Source organism: Streptomyces sp. NPDC006872, from assembly GCF_040635845.1.
Taxonomy (GTDB): domain Bacteria; phylum Actinomycetota; class Actinomycetes; order Streptomycetales; family Streptomycetaceae; genus Streptomyces.
The window spans coordinates 52,243-67,757 of sequence record NZ_JBEYIL010000025.1 but is presented as its reverse complement, the minus strand read 5'-3'; the positions used below and the strand labels follow the sequence as shown (position 1 = coordinate 67,757).

General features: G+C 72.1%; 16 protein-coding genes. 8 read left to right on the top strand and 8 right to left on the bottom strand.

The window, feature by feature from the left end:
• Positions 1–28 precede the first annotated feature (28 nt).
• Positions 29–496: a cupin domain-containing protein gene (locus ABZ725_RS46250; protein ID WP_358808377.1), complete on the bottom strand. Its 468-nt coding sequence runs from the start codon at positions 494–496 to the stop codon at positions 29–31.
• Between the two features lie 175 nt (positions 497–671).
• Here ABZ725_RS46250 and ABZ725_RS46245 point away from each other — a divergent pair, with 175 nt between their 5' ends.
• From ABZ725_RS46245 to ABZ725_RS46235, 3 genes are all read left to right on the top strand, one after another.
• Positions 672–1,121, top strand: coding sequence for a carboxymuconolactone decarboxylase family protein (locus ABZ725_RS46245; protein WP_358808376.1), 450 nt, complete (start codon positions 672–674; stop codon positions 1,119–1,121).
• Positions 1,122–1,215: 94 nt separating this feature from the next.
• Complete coding sequence (locus ABZ725_RS46240) at positions 1,216–2,490, top strand: NUDIX domain-containing protein (protein ID WP_358808375.1); 1,275 nt, start codon at positions 1,216–1,218, stop codon at positions 2,488–2,490.
• Positions 2,491–2,604: 114 nt separating this feature from the next.
• The gene (locus ABZ725_RS46235) at positions 2,605–3,834 is read left to right on the top strand and encodes a phosphodiester glycosidase family protein (protein WP_358808374.1); all 1,230 of its coding nucleotides are present in this window, start codon (positions 2,605–2,607) and stop codon (positions 3,832–3,834) included.
• 33 nt (positions 3,835–3,867) lie between these two features.
• Here ABZ725_RS46235 and ABZ725_RS46230 read toward each other — a convergent pair whose 3' ends face one another.
• The 6 genes from ABZ725_RS46230 to ABZ725_RS46205 form a co-directional block, all read right to left on the bottom strand.
• Positions 3,868–4,062: a hypothetical protein gene (locus ABZ725_RS46230; RefSeq protein ID WP_351910496.1), complete on the bottom strand. Its 195-nt coding sequence runs from the start codon at positions 4,060–4,062 to the stop codon at positions 3,868–3,870.
• A gap of 131 nt (positions 4,063–4,193) precedes the next feature.
• Positions 4,194–5,057 (bottom strand): phosphatidylinositol-specific phospholipase C/glycerophosphodiester phosphodiesterase family protein, encoded by an 864-nt coding sequence (locus ABZ725_RS46225; protein WP_358808373.1) that lies wholly within the window; start codon positions 5,055–5,057, stop codon positions 4,194–4,196.
• Positions 5,058–5,247: 190 nt separating this feature from the next.
• Entirely contained in the window at positions 5,248–6,330 is a 1,083-nt protein-coding gene (locus ABZ725_RS46220; RefSeq protein ID WP_358808372.1) for an acyl-CoA dehydrogenase family protein, read from the bottom strand.
• Positions 6,327–7,511, bottom strand: a complete 1,185-nt coding sequence (locus ABZ725_RS46215) for an acyl-CoA dehydrogenase family protein (protein ID WP_358808371.1) — start codon at positions 7,509–7,511, stop codon at positions 6,327–6,329. Before ABZ725_RS46215 ends, ABZ725_RS46220 begins: the two co-directional genes overlap by 4 nt.
• Positions 7,508–8,485: an NADPH:quinone oxidoreductase family protein gene (locus tag ABZ725_RS46210; RefSeq protein WP_358808370.1), complete on the bottom strand. Its 978-nt coding sequence runs from the start codon at positions 8,483–8,485 to the stop codon at positions 7,508–7,510. Before ABZ725_RS46210 ends, ABZ725_RS46215 begins: the two co-directional genes overlap by 4 nt.
• 111 nt (positions 8,486–8,596) lie before the next feature.
• A complete protein-coding gene (locus tag ABZ725_RS46205; RefSeq protein ID WP_351910507.1) occupies positions 8,597–9,169 on the bottom strand; it encodes an XRE family transcriptional regulator in 573 nt (190 codons plus the stop codon).
• Positions 9,170–9,248: 79 nt separating this feature from the next.
• Here ABZ725_RS46205 and ABZ725_RS46200 point away from each other — a divergent pair, with 79 nt between their 5' ends.
• The 5 genes from ABZ725_RS46200 to ABZ725_RS46180 all read left to right on the top strand — a co-directional run bounded on the left by ABZ725_RS46200 (position 9,249) and on the right by ABZ725_RS46180 (position 14,179).
• Positions 9,249–10,244 (top strand): NAD(P)/FAD-dependent oxidoreductase, encoded by a 996-nt coding sequence (locus ABZ725_RS46200; protein ID WP_358808369.1) that lies wholly within the window; start codon positions 9,249–9,251, stop codon positions 10,242–10,244.
• Positions 10,245–10,447: 203 nt separating this feature from the next.
• Positions 10,448–11,986, top strand: coding sequence for an ATP-dependent DNA ligase (locus ABZ725_RS46195; RefSeq protein WP_358808368.1), 1,539 nt, complete (start codon positions 10,448–10,450; stop codon positions 11,984–11,986).
• A complete protein-coding gene (locus ABZ725_RS46190; RefSeq protein ID WP_358808367.1) occupies positions 11,983–12,447 on the top strand; it encodes an NUDIX domain-containing protein in 465 nt (154 codons plus the stop codon). Before ABZ725_RS46195 ends, ABZ725_RS46190 begins: the two co-directional genes overlap by 4 nt.
• Before the next feature lie 84 nt (positions 12,448–12,531).
• Positions 12,532–13,917: an NADP-dependent succinic semialdehyde dehydrogenase gene (locus ABZ725_RS46185; protein ID WP_358808366.1), complete on the top strand. Its 1,386-nt coding sequence runs from the start codon at positions 12,532–12,534 to the stop codon at positions 13,915–13,917.
• Positions 13,918–13,942: 25 nt separating this feature from the next.
• Positions 13,943–14,179, top strand: a complete 237-nt coding sequence (locus tag ABZ725_RS46180) for a DUF6213 family protein (RefSeq protein ID WP_054240463.1) — start codon at positions 13,943–13,945, stop codon at positions 14,177–14,179.
• A gap of 96 nt (positions 14,180–14,275) precedes the next feature.
• Here the strand turns inward: ABZ725_RS46180 and ABZ725_RS46175 are convergent, their stop codons facing one another.
• Positions 14,276–15,502 (bottom strand): acyl-CoA dehydrogenase family protein, encoded by a 1,227-nt coding sequence (locus ABZ725_RS46175; protein ID WP_358808365.1) that lies wholly within the window; start codon positions 15,500–15,502, stop codon positions 14,276–14,278.
• Positions 15,503–15,515: the final 13 nt, after the last annotated feature.

Genomic DNA, 15,515 nt, shown 5'->3' with positions numbered 1-15,515 from the left:
TTCGACACCTGGAGCGGGCCAGTCCTGCTCAGGCCATGGAGAAGCCGTACTGCCCCGCCACGCGGGCCATGAGCTCGAAGTTGGGGGGCTCCGGCGGGGCGGCCGCACCACGGACTCCGGGCTTGCCGACGTCGGTGAACAGCCCGTCCATGCCGCCGGGGGAGAAGAGAGCCAGCATACGGACGGTCCTGCCGCTCCGGTTCAGGAAGTTGTGACGGGTGCCCTTCGGCACGTACACCAGGCCACCCGGCTGCAGTTCGTACTCCTCGTCCCCAGCCATCACGACGAGCTCGCCCTCCAGGACGAAGAACGTCTCGGACTCGTTGTGGTGACGATGCGGAGGAGTCCCCGCCCCGTCCGGAATCACACACTCGACCAGTGAGAACTCACCGTTGCTCTGAGCCTTCGACATGATCGTGGTGTAGGTGTGGCCGTCCAGGAAAACGGCAGTCCCGCCGTCCGCCGGAACATGAACCGGCCTGACTTCATCCGACATGCTGACCTGTCTGCTTTCTGTGGCGTTCGGGAAAGACAGTCCGAAGGATGTCACAATGATCGCTCAGACACACTGTTTGTGATTTGGGCCCAACGTGTTTCCAGTGTCAGGCTGCGTGTACGGGGCGTCGCCCGCCGTCGGCATCCACGTTCGTCCCAGTGGTTGGATGTTCAACATGACTCGACGGATCTTCATCGACAAGCAGAGCCCCAAGGCCTACCACGCGCTGGTCCAGACGTCCGAGGCCGTGCGGGCGACCGCCGCCGAGGCCGGTCTGGAGCGCACCGTCGTGGAACTGGTCAACCTGCGCGTCTCGCAGCTCAACGGCTGCGCGTTCTGTCTCGACGTGCACTCCAAAGCCGCCCTGCGCGTGGGAGAGGACGCCCGGCGGCTGGCTGTCCTCGCGGCCTGGCGGGACACCGAGCTCTTCACTCCCCTGGAGCGCGCGGCCCTGGCGCTGGCCGAGGCGACCACCGTGCTGCCCGACGCGGCCGCGCAGGAGGCCGCCTACGAGGACGCCCGTGAGGTGCTCACCGACGACCAGATCTCGGCGGTGATCTGGGTGGCCGTCACCATCAACGCCTTCAACCGGGTGTCCGTCCTCAGCAAGCACCCCGTGCACTGAGTCCGGCGATTGTCCGGCGCCGAGTGCGGTAAGGATCGTCTGGCCGGTGAGTGAGCACCGTCCGTCTGTCCGCCCGCCCCTGGAGGCCCCGCCCATGCCGCCCCACCCCCTCGACGTCCCCGACGGACCGGAGTCCGTCAACGCCGACGCCTGGCAGGCCTACGCCGCGCATCATCTGCGGCGCGGCACGGTCCTGGCGGAGGCGGAACGGATCGACTGGGGGTTCCCGGACGCGGGGCCGGACGACGCCTTCCTGGGCGAGTTGAAGGGGCGGCGCGTCCTGGACCTCGGCTGCGGCACGGCCCGGCACGCGGCGCGGCTCGTCCGCGTGCACGAGGCCGTCGTCGACGCCGTGGACTCCGCGCCCGGCCAGATCGAGCGGGCCCGGGCCCGGTACGGTTCGCTGCCCGGGCTGCGGCTCTTCCACGCCGACGCCGTCGCGCATCTGCGGGCGGCGGCGCAGCCGTACGACGTGATCTACTCCGTCAACGCCGTCCCGTTCGTCGATCCACGACGGCTGCTGCCCGCGCTGGCGACCGCGCTCGCCCCCGGCGGGACGCTGTGCTTCTCCGTGCTGCACACCAACTCCCGCGGGGACGGGCCGACTTCGGATCTCGTGGCCCGGCCGGAGACCCTGCGGTTCGCGGGCGGCGGCGAGACGACGGTCCGGATGTGGGCGCCCACGCCCGAGGTGTGGGAGGCGCTGCTCGCCGAGCACGGGCTGCGCGTCGAGGAGGTGGTGCCGGTGACGGCACCCGCCCCCACCGCCGCCGGCCCCTCCGGGCCCACTGACTCCGCAGACCCCACCGGCTCCGCAGACCCCGCGAATCTCGCCGCCTATCGGGTCTTCCGGGCGCGACGCCCCTTGCGGGTCTCCGCCCGGCCCCGCACCGACCTCCCGCCCGTCGCGCACGCGGCGCTCGGCGTCGGCGCCATCCTGTACGGCCCCCGCGGACTGCTCCTGGGCCGGCACCGTCGGGGCACCTGGGAGCTGCCCGGCGGCACGGTGGAACCCGGGGAGTCGCTCCAGGAGACGGTCGTACGGGAGCTGCGGGAGGAGACCGGGCTGCGGGCGGCCCCCTCGGACGTACGCCTGCTGGGCACGCTCCTCGACCGGGTCGACGGTGTCGTACGGATGACGGTCGGCGCCGTCGTCGCCGACTGGGAGGGCGAGCCGGCCGACCAGCCCGGCGAGAGCGTCGGCGACTGGCGCTGGTACTCCCTGGACCACCTGCCGCCGTCCCTGTTCGTGTGCAGCGCCCAGTCCCTCACCGCCTGGCGCCCCGACCTGCCGATCGACCACCCGCCGGCCCACTTCACCCCGTACGACCGCCGACCCGACCGTCAGTACGACCACAAGGGACAGTGACGCCCCGAATTTGTGCGTTTCCTCACCCGTTCGCGTGGTGTTCACCCCCACCCCCCGCCGGTCGTCACCACAGGCCGTGAGAAAGTTGCGAGCCAAAACTACCCAGGGGGGTCTGTGACACAACATCAGAAACGGTCCGGGGTGCGCAGGAAGTCCCTGTCGCTGCTCGTCGCCCTCGGCACGGTGGCCGGTGCGACGTTCGCGGGGGCGGCCACGGCCGACGCCGCGACCTGGACCACCGTGGCGGCAGGCGTGGCGTACCGACAGTACGACCTGCAGGCGGCCGCCGGGAAGACGCATGTGCACGTGCTCAGCGTCGACCTCGCCAACACCCACGTCCGCCTCGGGCTGTTGTACCCGGGGACGGTCGCGGCCCGTGCGGACATCTCCGCGATGGCGAACAAGCAGAACGCCGTCGCCGGCATCAACGGCGACTTCTTCAACATCAGCGAGGTGCAGCACCCGGGCGTCTCCGCGACCGGGTCGACCGTGGGTCCGGCGATCGCGAACGGGAAGGCGCTCAAGGGCGCGGTCCCGAACGCGCAGCGGTTCGGCCCCGCGCTGCCGCCGGGCACCACCACCAAGGCGGTGGTCGGTGTCGGCACCGACGGCAAGGCCAAGGTGGACAGTCTGTCCCTCAACGGGACGTACACCACGGTGGGGCGGCGGCTGCCGTTGGGCGGCGTCAACCAGTACGCGCTGCCGGAGAACTCCGTCGGCGCGTTCACCTCGGACTGGGGCAGCGTCTCGCGCAAGCGGGCCACCTGCGGCACGGACACCGAACGGGCCGCGGCGTGCAGCACCAGCACCTACGAGGTGACGCTCAAGAAGGGCCGGGTCGTGTCGACCTCGACCACGCCCGGCGGCGGCGCCATCGCGGCCGGCACCACGGTCCTCGTCGGGCGGGAGGCGGGCGCACAGCGCCTGAAGAAGCTCGTCAAGGGCCAGCGGGTGGCGGTGCGGTACGGGCTGACGTCCGCGTCCAAGTCGGCGTACAGCTTCGCCGTCGGCGGCTATCCGATCCTGTCGGGCAGCAAGCCGCTGGCCGGTCTGGACACGTCGGTCTCGGCCGTGCGGACGGCCGTGGGCATCGGCAACGGCGGGAAGAAGGTGTTCCTGTTCGCGCTGGACGGCGCCACCGCGTACCGCAAGGGCCTGACCATCGCCGAGGTCGCCGCCGAGCTGAAGAGCCTCGGTGCGACCGAGGGCTTCAGCCTGGACGGCGGCGGTTCGTCGACCCTGGTGGCCCGTCCGTCGGGCGCGACCAAGGTGACGGTCCGCAACCACCCGTCCGACGGTTATGAGCGCCCGGTGTCGAACGGCATCGGGGTCTTCGTCAAGTAGTTCCGTCGGGTCGTGCGCGACCCCGCAGTGGCCTCACGGGCGAAGGCTGCCGACGATGTCGGCGGTCGCCGTGAGGCCACTGCGGATGGTGGGAGCCATGCTGGTGCCGGCCAGGAAGAACCCGAGCAGCAGGCAGACCAGCGCGTGCGAGACCTTCAGTCCGCCGTTGCGCATGAAGATCACCGCCAGGATCAGCAGCAGCAGCACGACGGAAATCGAAATGGCCATCGTCAACCTCCTCCGCCACGTCCGTTTTCGCGGCGTTCGGCCGCAAGTGTGGCGTAACGGAGGTTTCGTCCGTGCGGCTGAGCCGTCCGCCGAACGAGTGGTGTCGGACGGGCGGCGTCGGACGAGTCGTGTTACGCCGCCGCTCGGTGGGTGTCGAGGAAGGCCTCCAGGCCGGCCAGGTCGTCGGTGTTGAGGTAGTCGACGTCCGCGGCGAGGAGTTCGGCCCACAACGCGTCCCGGGCGGGACCGGCGAGATCCGGCGTGGCCCAGAACCGCACCTGCTGCCCGCGCGCGTGGGCCGCCGCCACGATGCTCCGCAGCTTCTGCCGTTCCGCTTCGGGGAAGGCCCCGACGCCGAGCCAGGTGAAGTTGAGGGCCCAGTTGTCGCTGATGAGCGAGGCGAACGACGCCTCGGAGGCGCCGAGGTCGACGAGTCGGCCGTCGTAGAAGGCCCGGCGGACGGTCTGCGCCGCCATGGGCGTACGGGCGGCGCGGTCGCCGGAGATGACGGCGGTGACCGGGCCGGCGTGGACACGGCCGTGGGCGTATGTCGTGAACAGGCCCTTGTAGCGCCGCAGTTGACGGTCGAGTTCGAGGTAGGTCGAGGAGCCCTCGGTCTTGATGTCGATGAGCAGTTGCAGGGGCTTGCGGTAACCCCGGTACACCGAGCCGTGGTTGGCCTTCACACGGGCGGCGAGCGGGGCGAGGTAGAGGGACTCCAGGGTGCGCGTCGGGTCGAGTTGGTCCGCCGAGTGGGCGATGAGGAGTTCGCCGTCGACGAGGAAGATGTCGGCCTCGACGCTGCCGAAGCGGTGGTCGAGCGCGTCGAAGAGGGGGCGGGGGTGCTCGTAGTCGTTGTGGGCGTGGGCGCGCCACAGCGGGCGGGCGCCGCGCTGGTCTCCGTCGGCGAAGGCGCTGCCGGCGGGCGGGGCGAGCACCGCGGCCAGTGTGGCGCCGAAGGTGGTGAGGGCTCTGCGGCGGGTGAAGGGGGCCATCTCGTTCCTCCCTGTGGGGCGGTCTGAACCACAGGGAGTATGAGGCGGTCCGAACGCCGACGAACCTGTACATGCCAGGAGTTGGCCGGACCGCCGTCGCTTGTTCACTCCTTCCGTGCAGCCGCACGAAAAAGCCCGCCCCAGGTGGGGCGGGCTTCACCGGATGCCGGTACCGGGTGTCGGGCGTCGGTCAGGGCGCTTGCAGGTCGACCAGTTCGGCCAGGGCCGCCCGGTGGGCGCCCGCCGTGCCGTAGGCGATCGAGTCGGCCTTGGCCCGCTTGAGGTTGAGGTGGACCGGGTGCTCCCACGTCATGCCGATGCCGGCGTGCAGTTGCAGCGCCTCCTCGGCGGCCCGTACGGCGACGGGCGCCGCGTAGGCCTGGGCGACGGCGACCGCCACGTCCACGTCCGAGCCGCCCGCGAGCGCGTCGGCCGCGGCCCGCGCGGCGGCCCGGAGGTTGACGACCTCCAGCCACAGCTGGGCCAGCCGGTGCTTGAGCGCCTGGAAGCCGCCGACCGGCCGGTTGAACTGGTTGCGCTCCTTCAGATAGCGCACGGTCTCGGTCAACGCCCAGTCGGCGAGCCCGAGTTGCTCGGAGGCGAGCAGCCCGGCGCCGGCCCGCAGGGCACGCCGGACGGCGGGTTCGGCGTCGCCGAGGCGGCGGCCGGGGGCACCGGTGAGGGTGACCGTGGCGAGGGGGCGGGTCAGGTCGAAGGAGACCTGCGGGGTGACGGTCACGGCGGAGGCGTCGACCGCGTACAGCCCGCCGTCGTCCGCCGGCACGAGCAGCACGTCGGCGACGACCGCGTCCGCGATACCGGTCAACTCCCCCCGGAGAAGGCCGTCTTCGACGTGTACGGCCTTGAAGGCGGTGCCCGGTGCGAGGTGCAGCCCCACGGCCAGCGCGCCGATCGTCCGTCCGGACGCCAGCCGGCCGAGCAGCTCTTCGTCGCCGACGGCCAGCAGCGCCTCGGTGGCGACCACGGCACTGGTCAGGTACGGCACGGGGGCGACCGCGCGCCCCAACTCCTCCAGGACCACGGCGACTTCGCGAGGGGTGGCGCCCTGGCCGCCCAGCGCCTCGGGCACCAGCAGGCCCGCGAGACCCATCCCGTCGGAGAGCGCCTTCCAGGCCGCGAGGTCGTGCGGTGCGTCCGACTCCGTGCGCGCGATGACTCCGGGCGCGTCGCAGTGGTCGGCGAGCAGGTCGCGCACGGCGGCCCGCAGCGCCTCTTCCTCCTCGGAGTAGAGCAGATCCGGCTGTGCGTTCATCGGGCCAGGTCCTTCCAGGCGACGTCCTTGTCGGTGCGCGGCTCGGACGGCAGGCCCAGGACGCGCTCGGCGACGATGTTCAGCAGGACCTCGCTGGTCCCGCCCTCGATGCTGTTGCCCTTGGAGCGGAGGTAGCGGTATCCGGCGTCCCGGCCGGTGAAGTCCACGAGTTCCGGGCGGCGCATGGTCCAGTCGTCGTACAACAGGCCCTCCTCGCCGCGGAGTTCGACCTCCAGGCCGCTGATCTCCTGGTTGAGGCGGGCGAAGGCGAGCTTCATGCCGGCGCCCTCGGGGCCGGGCTGGCCCTGGGCGAGCTGCTGGCGCAGACGTTCGCCGGTGAGCCGGGCGACCTCGGCCTCCACCCACAGCTTCAGCAGCCGCTGATGCAGGTCGTGGGTGCGCAGTTCGGGGCGCTCGCGCCAGGTCTTCGAGATCGGGCCGATCATGCCGCCCTCGCGGGGCAGCCGCATGCCGCCGATGGCGACGCGCTCGTTGTTGAGCGTGGTCTGCGCGACCCGCCAGCCGTCGCCGACCTCGCCGAGCCGCCGTGCGTCGGGGATCCGGACGTCGGTGAGGAAGACCTCGTTGAACTCGGCCTCGCCGGTGATCTGGCGCAGCGGACGGACCTCGACGCCGGGGTCGGTCATGTCGCAGAGGAAGTAGGTGATGCCCGCGTGCTTGGGCAGGTCCGGGTCGGTGCGGGCGATGAGGATGGCCCAGCGGGCGAGATGCGCGCTGGACGTCCACACCTTCTGCCCGTTGACGACCCATTCCTCACCCTCGCGGACGGCACGCGTGCCGAGTGCGGCCAGGTCGGAGCCGGCGCCGGGCTCGCTGAACAGCTGGCACCAGACCTCCTCGCCCACCCACAGGGGCCGCAGGAAGCGCTGCTTCTGCTCCTCGGTGCCGTACTTCAGGATCGTCGGCGCGGCCATGCCGAGGCCGATGCCGATGCGCCGCGGGTCGTTGTCGGGGGCGGCCGCGGCCGCCAGCTCGGCGTCCACGACGACCTGGAGGGAGCGGGGCGCGTCGAGTCCGCCGAGACCCTCGGGGTAGTGCACCCAGGCGAGTCCGGCGTCGAAGCGGGCCTTGAGGAAGTCCAGCCGGTCGGTCGTGGCGGGAGGGTGCGCGGCCAGCAACTCCTGTGTGCGGCGGCGCAGTTCGGCTGCGTCGACGGTCATACGGCGGCTCCGTTCTCAAGCGACGGCACCACGACGACCCTGCCGGTGGTGACGCCGTCGGCGAGCCGCTGCACGGCGGCCGCGGCCCCGTCGAGCGGCACGCGCTCGCTCACCAGCGGCCGGATCGCGCCCCGGGCGGCCAGCTCGGTGAGCTGTTCGTGGCAGTGCTGGACCAGCTTCGGGTTCTTGGTGTTGTACAGGCCCCAGTGCAGGCCGAGGATCGAGTAGTTCTTCACCAGGGCGTGGTTCAGGGCGGGGCTCGGGATGGTTCCGCTCGCGAAGCCGACGACGACGATCCGGCCCTCGAAGGCGACGACCTTGGTGGACTGGGTGTAGGCCTCGCCGCCGACGGGGTCGTAGATCACATCGGCGCCCCGGCCGCCGGTCGCCTCCTTGACGGCGCCGATCACGTTCTCGGCGCGCCGGTCGATGACGAGGTCGCAGCCCAGCTCCCGGGCCACGGCCGCCTTTTCGGCACCGCCCACGACGCCGATGACGGTCGCACCGGCCGCCTTCCCGAGCTGTACGGCCGCGCTGCCGACCCCGCCCGCGGCAGCGTGCACGAGGAGCGTCTCGCCGGCTTCCAGACGAGCCCTGCGGTGCAGGCCGAACCAGCCCGTCTGGTAGCCGATGTGCAGAGCGGCGGCCTCGGCGTCGTCCAGCGACTCGGGGGCGGGCAGCAGGGCCGCGGCGTCCGCGACGGCGTACTCGGCGAACCCGCCGTACGGCAGGGCCGGGTTGGCGATGACGCGCCGGCCGTCCTCGGTCTCGCCGCAGATCTCCACGCCCGGGGTGAACGGCAGCGGGGGCTGCACCTGGTAGTGGCCCCGGACCATCAGCGCGTCGGGGAAGTTGATGTTCGCGGCGCGCACCCTGAGCAGGACCTGGCCGTCGCCGGGGGTGGGCCGCTCCGTGTCCTGGAGCCGCATCACCTCGCTCGGCTCGCCGTTCTCGTGCACCTGCCATGCCTGCATGCGGAGCCTCCACGGGACTGCGTCGTCCGACCGGCGTGCTGACCGGTTCGATCGCATACTAAGCGGTCGCTTGCCGGGAGGGAACAGGCGACGACGGAAGAGTCGCCTCCGTCACCCCTGCCGGGGTTTCGCCCGAACATGCATCCGCTCCCCCTGTGGCCCGAACAGGCTCAGGAACTCCACCGGCCCCTCCCCCGTCGACCCGAACCAGTGCGGCACCCGGGTGTCGAACTCGGCGGCCTCCCCCGCCTCCAGCACCACGTCATGCTCCCCCAGCACGCACCGCAGCCGCCCCGACATCACGTACAGCCACTCGTAGCCCTCATGCGTGCGCGGGTCGGGCTCCTCGTCACGCTGCGGCACCAGCACCTTGAACGCCTGGAGTCCGCCGGGCTGGCGGCTGAGCGGCCAGAAGGTGCGCCCATGCCGCACCAGCGGCTTGCCCCGGACCCGGGGATCGCTCACCGGCGGCGCCCCGACCAGCTCGTCCAGCGGCACCTGGTGGGCCTGGGCGATCGGCAGCAGCAGCTCCAGGCTGGGCTTGCGCAGCCCCGACTCCAGCCGCGAGAGGGTGCTGACGGAGATCCCGGTGGACTCGGACAGCGCCGCCAGCGTCACCTCCCGGTCCTTCCGGATCCGCCGCAGCCTCGGGCCGACCTCCGCGAGAACGTCATCGGTAGTCATCCCTCCATCTTGCCGAATCGGCAAAGATGTTTGTCAATCCCGCAGCAGTCCGGCGACCGTGGCCGCGGAGGTGGTCACCATGACCGAGAAGCAGGACGAGACGTACGACGGGACGTTCGACGGGACGCTCGACGGGACGTTCGACGGAAAGTACGAAGTGATCGTCGTCGGCGGCGGCGCCGCGGGCCTGTCCGCCGCGCTCGTGCTGGGCCGGGCCCGGCGCCGGACGCTGGTCGTCGACGCGGGCGAGCCGCGCAACGCGCCCGCCGCGCACATGCAGGGCTTTCTGTCGCGGGACGGGATGCCGCCCGCCGAGTTCCTGGCCGTCGGCCGCGAGGAGATCGCGCGGTACGGCGTGCGGCTGGTCCACGACCGGGCGGTGGACGTCACCGGAGGCCAGCGCGAGGGCTTCGCCGTCCGGCTGGCCGCGGGGCGGACCGTGCACGCCCGGCAGCTCGTCGTCGCGACCGGCCTGAAGGACGAGCTGCCGCCCGTCGAAGGCGTCGCCGAACGCTTCGGCCGGGACGTGGTCCACTGCCCGTACTGCCACGGCTGGGAGGTCCGCGACCAGGCCTTCGGCGTACTCGCGACGACCCCGATGAGCGTCCACCAGGCGCTGATCGTGACCCAGTGGTCGAAGGACGTGACCCTCTTCCTGCACACGGTCGCCGAGGCGGACCTGACCGACGAGGACCGGCGCAGACTGGCCGCGGCCGGCGTGGACGTCGTCCCCGGCGAGGTGGCCGGGCTGGTCGTCGAGGACGACCGGCTCACCGCGGTCCGGCTCAGGGACGGTCGGGTGCACGACCGTGAGGTGCTCTTCGTCGCGCCCCGGGCGGTGCCGCAGACGGACCTCCTGTCCCGACTGGGCGCCGAGATGAGCGAGACCCCCTTCGGCGCCTACCCAGTGGTCGACGCACGGGGGCTGACCACCGTGCCCGGCCTGTGGGCGGCGGGCAACGCGTCCGGGTTCGCCGAGCAGGTCGTGAACGCGGCCAGCCGCGGCTACCGGGCGGGGGCCGCGATCAACGGGGAGCTGCTGATGACGGACCTCGACGCCGAGGCCGCCCGCTGAGCGCCCAGGCGAATCAGGCTGCGGTTCGGCAACGCCCCCAAGGGGCGCGGGGCTGTATCGATGTGCGGCTCCCGCCGCGATGGGGGTCCCCCCGCTCGAGCGCAGCCGAGAGTGGGGGAGCGACCAGCCACAACGCGCCCGCAGACGAAAGGCGACCCCTTCCTCGGCGTGTAAAACAGCGGAGCGCGCCGCACCATGGCTGCATGCTGCTCACCCGGCTCGCCGACGTGTCCCGGGAGGTCGCCGCCGCCTCGGCGCGCTCCCGCAAGATCGCCCTGCTCGCCGAGCTCTTCCGGGACGCGGAGCCGGACGACGTGCCGATCGTCATCCCCTACCTGGCCGGCCGGCTCCCCCAGGGCCGCCTGGGCGTCGGCTGGAAGGTGCTGAGCCGTCCGGTCGCCCCGGCCGGCGAGCCGACCCTGACCGTGCGCGAGGTGGACGCCCGCCTCACCGAGCTCGGCAATCTGTCGGGGGCCGGCTCGCAGGCCGAACGAACGCGTCTGGTCGGCGAGTTGATGGCCGCGTCCACCGCGGACGAACAGCGCTTCCTGTTCGGCCTGCTCACCGGCGAGGTCCGGCAGGGCGCCCTGGACGCCGTCGCCGTGGAGGGTCTGGCACAGGCGACCGGGGCGTCCGCGCCGGACGTGCGGCGGGCGGTGATGCTGGCCGGCTCGCTGCGGACGGTGGCGCAGGCGCTGCTCGCCGACGGCCCCCCGGCGCTGGAGGCGTTCCGGCTCACCGTCGGCCGTCCGGTCCTGCCGATGCTCGCGCACACCGCGTCCTCCGTCACCGAGGCCGTCGGCAAGCTCGGCGCCTGTGCGGTGGAGGAGAAGCTGGACGGCATCCGCATCCAGGTGCACCGCGACGGCGACGACGTCCGCCTGTACACCCGCACCCTCGACGACATCACCGACCGCCTGCCCGAAGTGACGGACGCGGCAAGGAGGTTGGCCGGGTCGCGGTTCATCCTGGACGGTGAGGTGATCGCCTTCGACGAGACCGGACGCCCCCGCTCCTTCCAGGAGACCGCCGGCCGCGTCGGCTCCCGGGTGGACGTGACGGCGGCGGCCTCGGCGGTCCCGGTCTCCCCCGTCTTCTTCGACGTGCTGTCCGTGGACGGCCGGGACCTGCTCGACCTGCCCCTCACCGAACGACAGGCGGAACTGGCCCGGCTGGCGCCCGAGCCGATGCGGGTGCGCCGGACGATCGTCTCCGGCCCCGAGGACGTCGAGGCGGCGGAGGAGTTCTCCCGGCAGACGTTGCAGCGCGGCCACGAGGGAGTCGTGGTCAAGGCCCTCGACGCGCCCTACAGCGCGGGGCGGCGCGGCGCGTCCTGGCTGAAGGTCAAGCCGGTGCACACCCTCGACCTCGTCGTACTGGCCGTCGAGCGGGGCCACGGCCGCCGCACCGGCAAGCTGTCCAACCTGCACCTGGGCGCCCGCACGGCCGACGGCGGCTTCGCGATGCTCGGCAAGACCTTCAAGGGCATGACCGACGCGATGCTCACCTGGCAGACGGAACGCCTCCAGCGGCTCGCCGTGGAGGACGACGGCTGGGTGGTGACCGTCCGCCCCGAGCTCGTGGTCGAGATCGCCTACGACGGCCTGCAGCGCTCCACCCGCTACCCGGCCGGCGTCACCTTGCGCTTCGCCCGGGTGGTCCGCTACCGGGAGGACAAACGGCCGGAGGAGGCCGACACCGTGGAGACCCTGCTGGCCGCCCACCCGGAGGTACACCCGTGACACAGAAGCGCAGCGCCGGGCTCCTGCTGTTCCGACGCGGCGAGAACGGCGTCGAGGTGCTGCTCGGCCATATGGGCGGGCCGTACTTCGCGAAGAAGGACGCGGGCGCCTGGGGCGTCCCCAAGGGCGAGTACGAGCCCGACGAACCCGCCTGGGAGGCCGCCCGGCGCGAGTTCCGGGAGGAGCTCGGGCTGGCCCCGCCCGACGGCGAGGCGATCGCGCTCGGGGAGGTCAGGCAGCACAACGGCAAGATCGTCACCGTATGGGCGATCGAGGCGGACCTCGATCCGGCGGCCGTGGTGCCCGGCACGTTCACGATGGAGTGGCCGCCCCGGTCGGGCCGTACGCAGGAGTTCCCCGAGCTGGACCGGGTGGCGTGGCTCGGCGTCGAACGCGCCCGCGAGCTGATCGTCCCGGCGCAGGCCGCGTTTCTCGACCGGCTGGCGGAGCACTCGCACTGAGCGGATCCGCGGACGCCCACGCGTTGCGGCCCCGGGCCCGGCGCGGGAAGGTCGAAGCACGGTCAGCTCTTCAGGAGGTCGGTCATGCCCATCGCGACGGTGAATCCGGCCAGCGGCGAGACGCTTCAGACGTACGAGGCCATGGGCGAGGAGGAGCTGGAGCGCCGGCTCCAGCTCGCCGAGGCCACGTTCCGTACGTACCGGACGACGACGTACGCCGAACGCGCCCGTCTGCTGAACCGGGCCGCCGACCTCCTGGACGAGGACCAGGCCGACATCGGCCGGGTCATGACGACCGAGATGGGCAAGCCGGTGAAGCAGGCGCGCGCGGAGGCCGCGAAGTGCGCCAGGGCGATGCGCTGGTACGCCGAGCACGCGGCGGAGCTCCTCGCCGACGAGGAGCCGGCCGCCGCCGATGTGAAGGACTCCGGCGCCGCCCGCGTCCTGGTCCGGTACCGGCCGCTCGGTCCGGTGCTCGCGGTGATGCCGTGGAACTTCCCGCTCTGGCAGGTGGTCCGGTTCGCCGCGCCGGCGCTGATGGCGGGCAATGTGGGCCTGCTCAAGCACGCCTCGAACGTTCCGCAGACCGCCCTGTACCTGGAGGACCTGTTCCACCGGGCCGGCTTCGCCGAGGGCTGCTTCCAGACCCTGCTCGTCGGTTCCGGGGCGGTGGACGACATCCTGCGCGACGAGCGCGTCAAGGCGGCGACGCTGACCGGGAGCGAGCCGGCCGGGCGGGCGGTCGCCTCCACGGCCGGCGAGATGGTCAAGAAGACCGTGCTGGAGCTGGGCGGCAGCGACCCGTACGTGGTCATGCCGTCGGCGGACGTCGACCGGGCGGCGCAGATCGCGGTGACCGCGCGCGTGCAGAACAACGGGCAGTCGTGCATCGCCGCCAAACGGTTCATCGTTCACACGGACGTGTACGACGCGTTCGCCGCCCGGTTCGTGGCGGGCATGGCGGCGCTGAAGGTCGGCGACCCGCTGCAGGAGGAGACGGAGGTCGGGCCGCTGGCGAGCGAACAGGGGCGGGCCGACCTGGAGGAGCTGGTGGACGACGCGCGGCGCTCCGGCGCCGACGTGCTGTGCGGGGGCGAGCGGCCCGACGGGCCCGGCTGGTACTACCCGCCGACCGTCCTCGCCGGCGTCACCCGCGAGATGCGCATCCACCGGGAGGAGGCGTTCGGGCCGGTCGCGACGCTGTACCGGGCGGGCGACCTGGACGAGGCGGTGCTCATCGCCAACGACTCGCCGTTCGGCCTGAGCTCCAACGTGTGGACGCGCGAGGACGCGGAGGTGGACCGGTTCGTCCGGGATCTGGAGGCCGGCGGGGTGTTCGTCAACGGGATGACCGCGTCCCATCCGGGGTTCCCGTTCGGCGGGGTGAAGCGGTCCGGATACGGCCGTGAGCTGTCCGGGCACGGAATCCGAGAGTTCTGCAACATCACCACGGTTTGGCACGGTGTGTGAGCGCCGCGCGGCTACGATCCCGGGTGTGAACCGCGAAGTGACTCTGCCTCTGATCGTCGACGACCGCGGGACCTTGCAGGTGTCCGCGGCCGACGTGAGCAAGCTGCTCCGCACGTTGGGCGGGCGGTGGCTGCATCTGGTCGAGGCCGGGGCCGACGGCCTCGACGAGGACACCGTCGCCGCGCTGACGATCGAGCTGGCGAAGCTGGCTGATCGCATTGACGTGGCGTGTATCGCACACAGCAGCGGTGGGGCGCCGTAGCGCAGTGCCCCGCGCCCCTGAGGGACGTCCGGTGCCTGCGCCCAGGGGGCGCGGGGAACTGCGCGACAAGCCCCCCACGCACCCGCAGACCGCGCACTACCGAATGGGCATCCCCGAGAGCGTCCTCGCGATCACCAACCGCTGGATCTCGCTCGTGCCCTCGAAGATGGTGTAGATCGCGGCGTCGCGGTGCATCCGCTCCACCGGGTACTCCCGGGTGTAGCCGTTGCCGCCGAGGATCTGGATCGCCTGCGCGGTGACCTTCTTCGCGGTCTCGCTGGCGAACAGCTTCGACATCGAGCCCTCGGCCGCGGTGAACGGCTTCCCGCTGATCGCCATCCAGGAGGCCCGCCAGGTCAGCAGCCGCGCGGCGTCGATCTGGGTGCGCATGTCCGCGAGCTGGAAGGCGACGCCCTGGTTGTCGATGATCGGCCGGCCGAACTGCTCACGCGTCATCGCGTAGTCGAGGGCCACCTCGTAGGCGGCGCGGGCCGTGCCGACGGCCATGGCGGCGACCGCGGGGCGCGAGGCCTCGAAGGTCGCCATCGCCGCGTTCTTCACCCGCTCGCCGCCCGACTTCGCCCGCTCGCGCGCCCGGGCGAGGCGCTCGTCCAGCTTCTCCTTGCCGCCGAGGAGGCAGGCGCCCGGGACGCGCACGTTGTCGAGGACCACCTCGGCGGTGTGCGAGGCGCGGATGCCGTGCTTCTTGAACTTCTGGCCCTGGGCGAGCCCCGGGGTGCCCGCCGGGACGATGAAGGAGGCGTGCCCCTTGGAGCCGAGCTCGGCGTCCACGACCGCGACGACCACATGGACGTTGGCGATGCCGCCGTTGGTCGCCCAGGTCTTCGTGCCGTTGATCACCCACTCGTCCTTGGCCTCGTCGTACACGGCCCGTGTGCGCATGGAGGCGACGTCGGAGCCGGCGTCGGGCTCGGAGGAGCAGAACGCGGCCACCTTGACGTCATTGGCGTCGCCGTACATCTGCGGGATCCAGGTGCCGATCTGCTCCTCGGTCCCGTTGGCGAGCACGCCCACGGCGGCCAGGCCGGTGCCCACGATGGAGAGGGCGATGCCCGCGTCGCCCCAGAACAGCTCCTCCATGGCCATCGGGATGCCGAGGCCGGTGGGGTCGAAGTACTGCTGGGCGTAGAAGTCGAGGGAGTAGATGCCGACCTTCGCGGCCTCCTGGATGACCGGCCAGGGAGTCTCCTCACGCTCGTCCCATTCGGCGGCCGCGGGGCGGATGACGTCGGCCGCGAAGCCGTGCAGCCAGTCCCGGACCTCCTTCTGTTCGTCGTTGAGCTCCATGGTGAACTCGGCCATGTCCCCTCCAGGG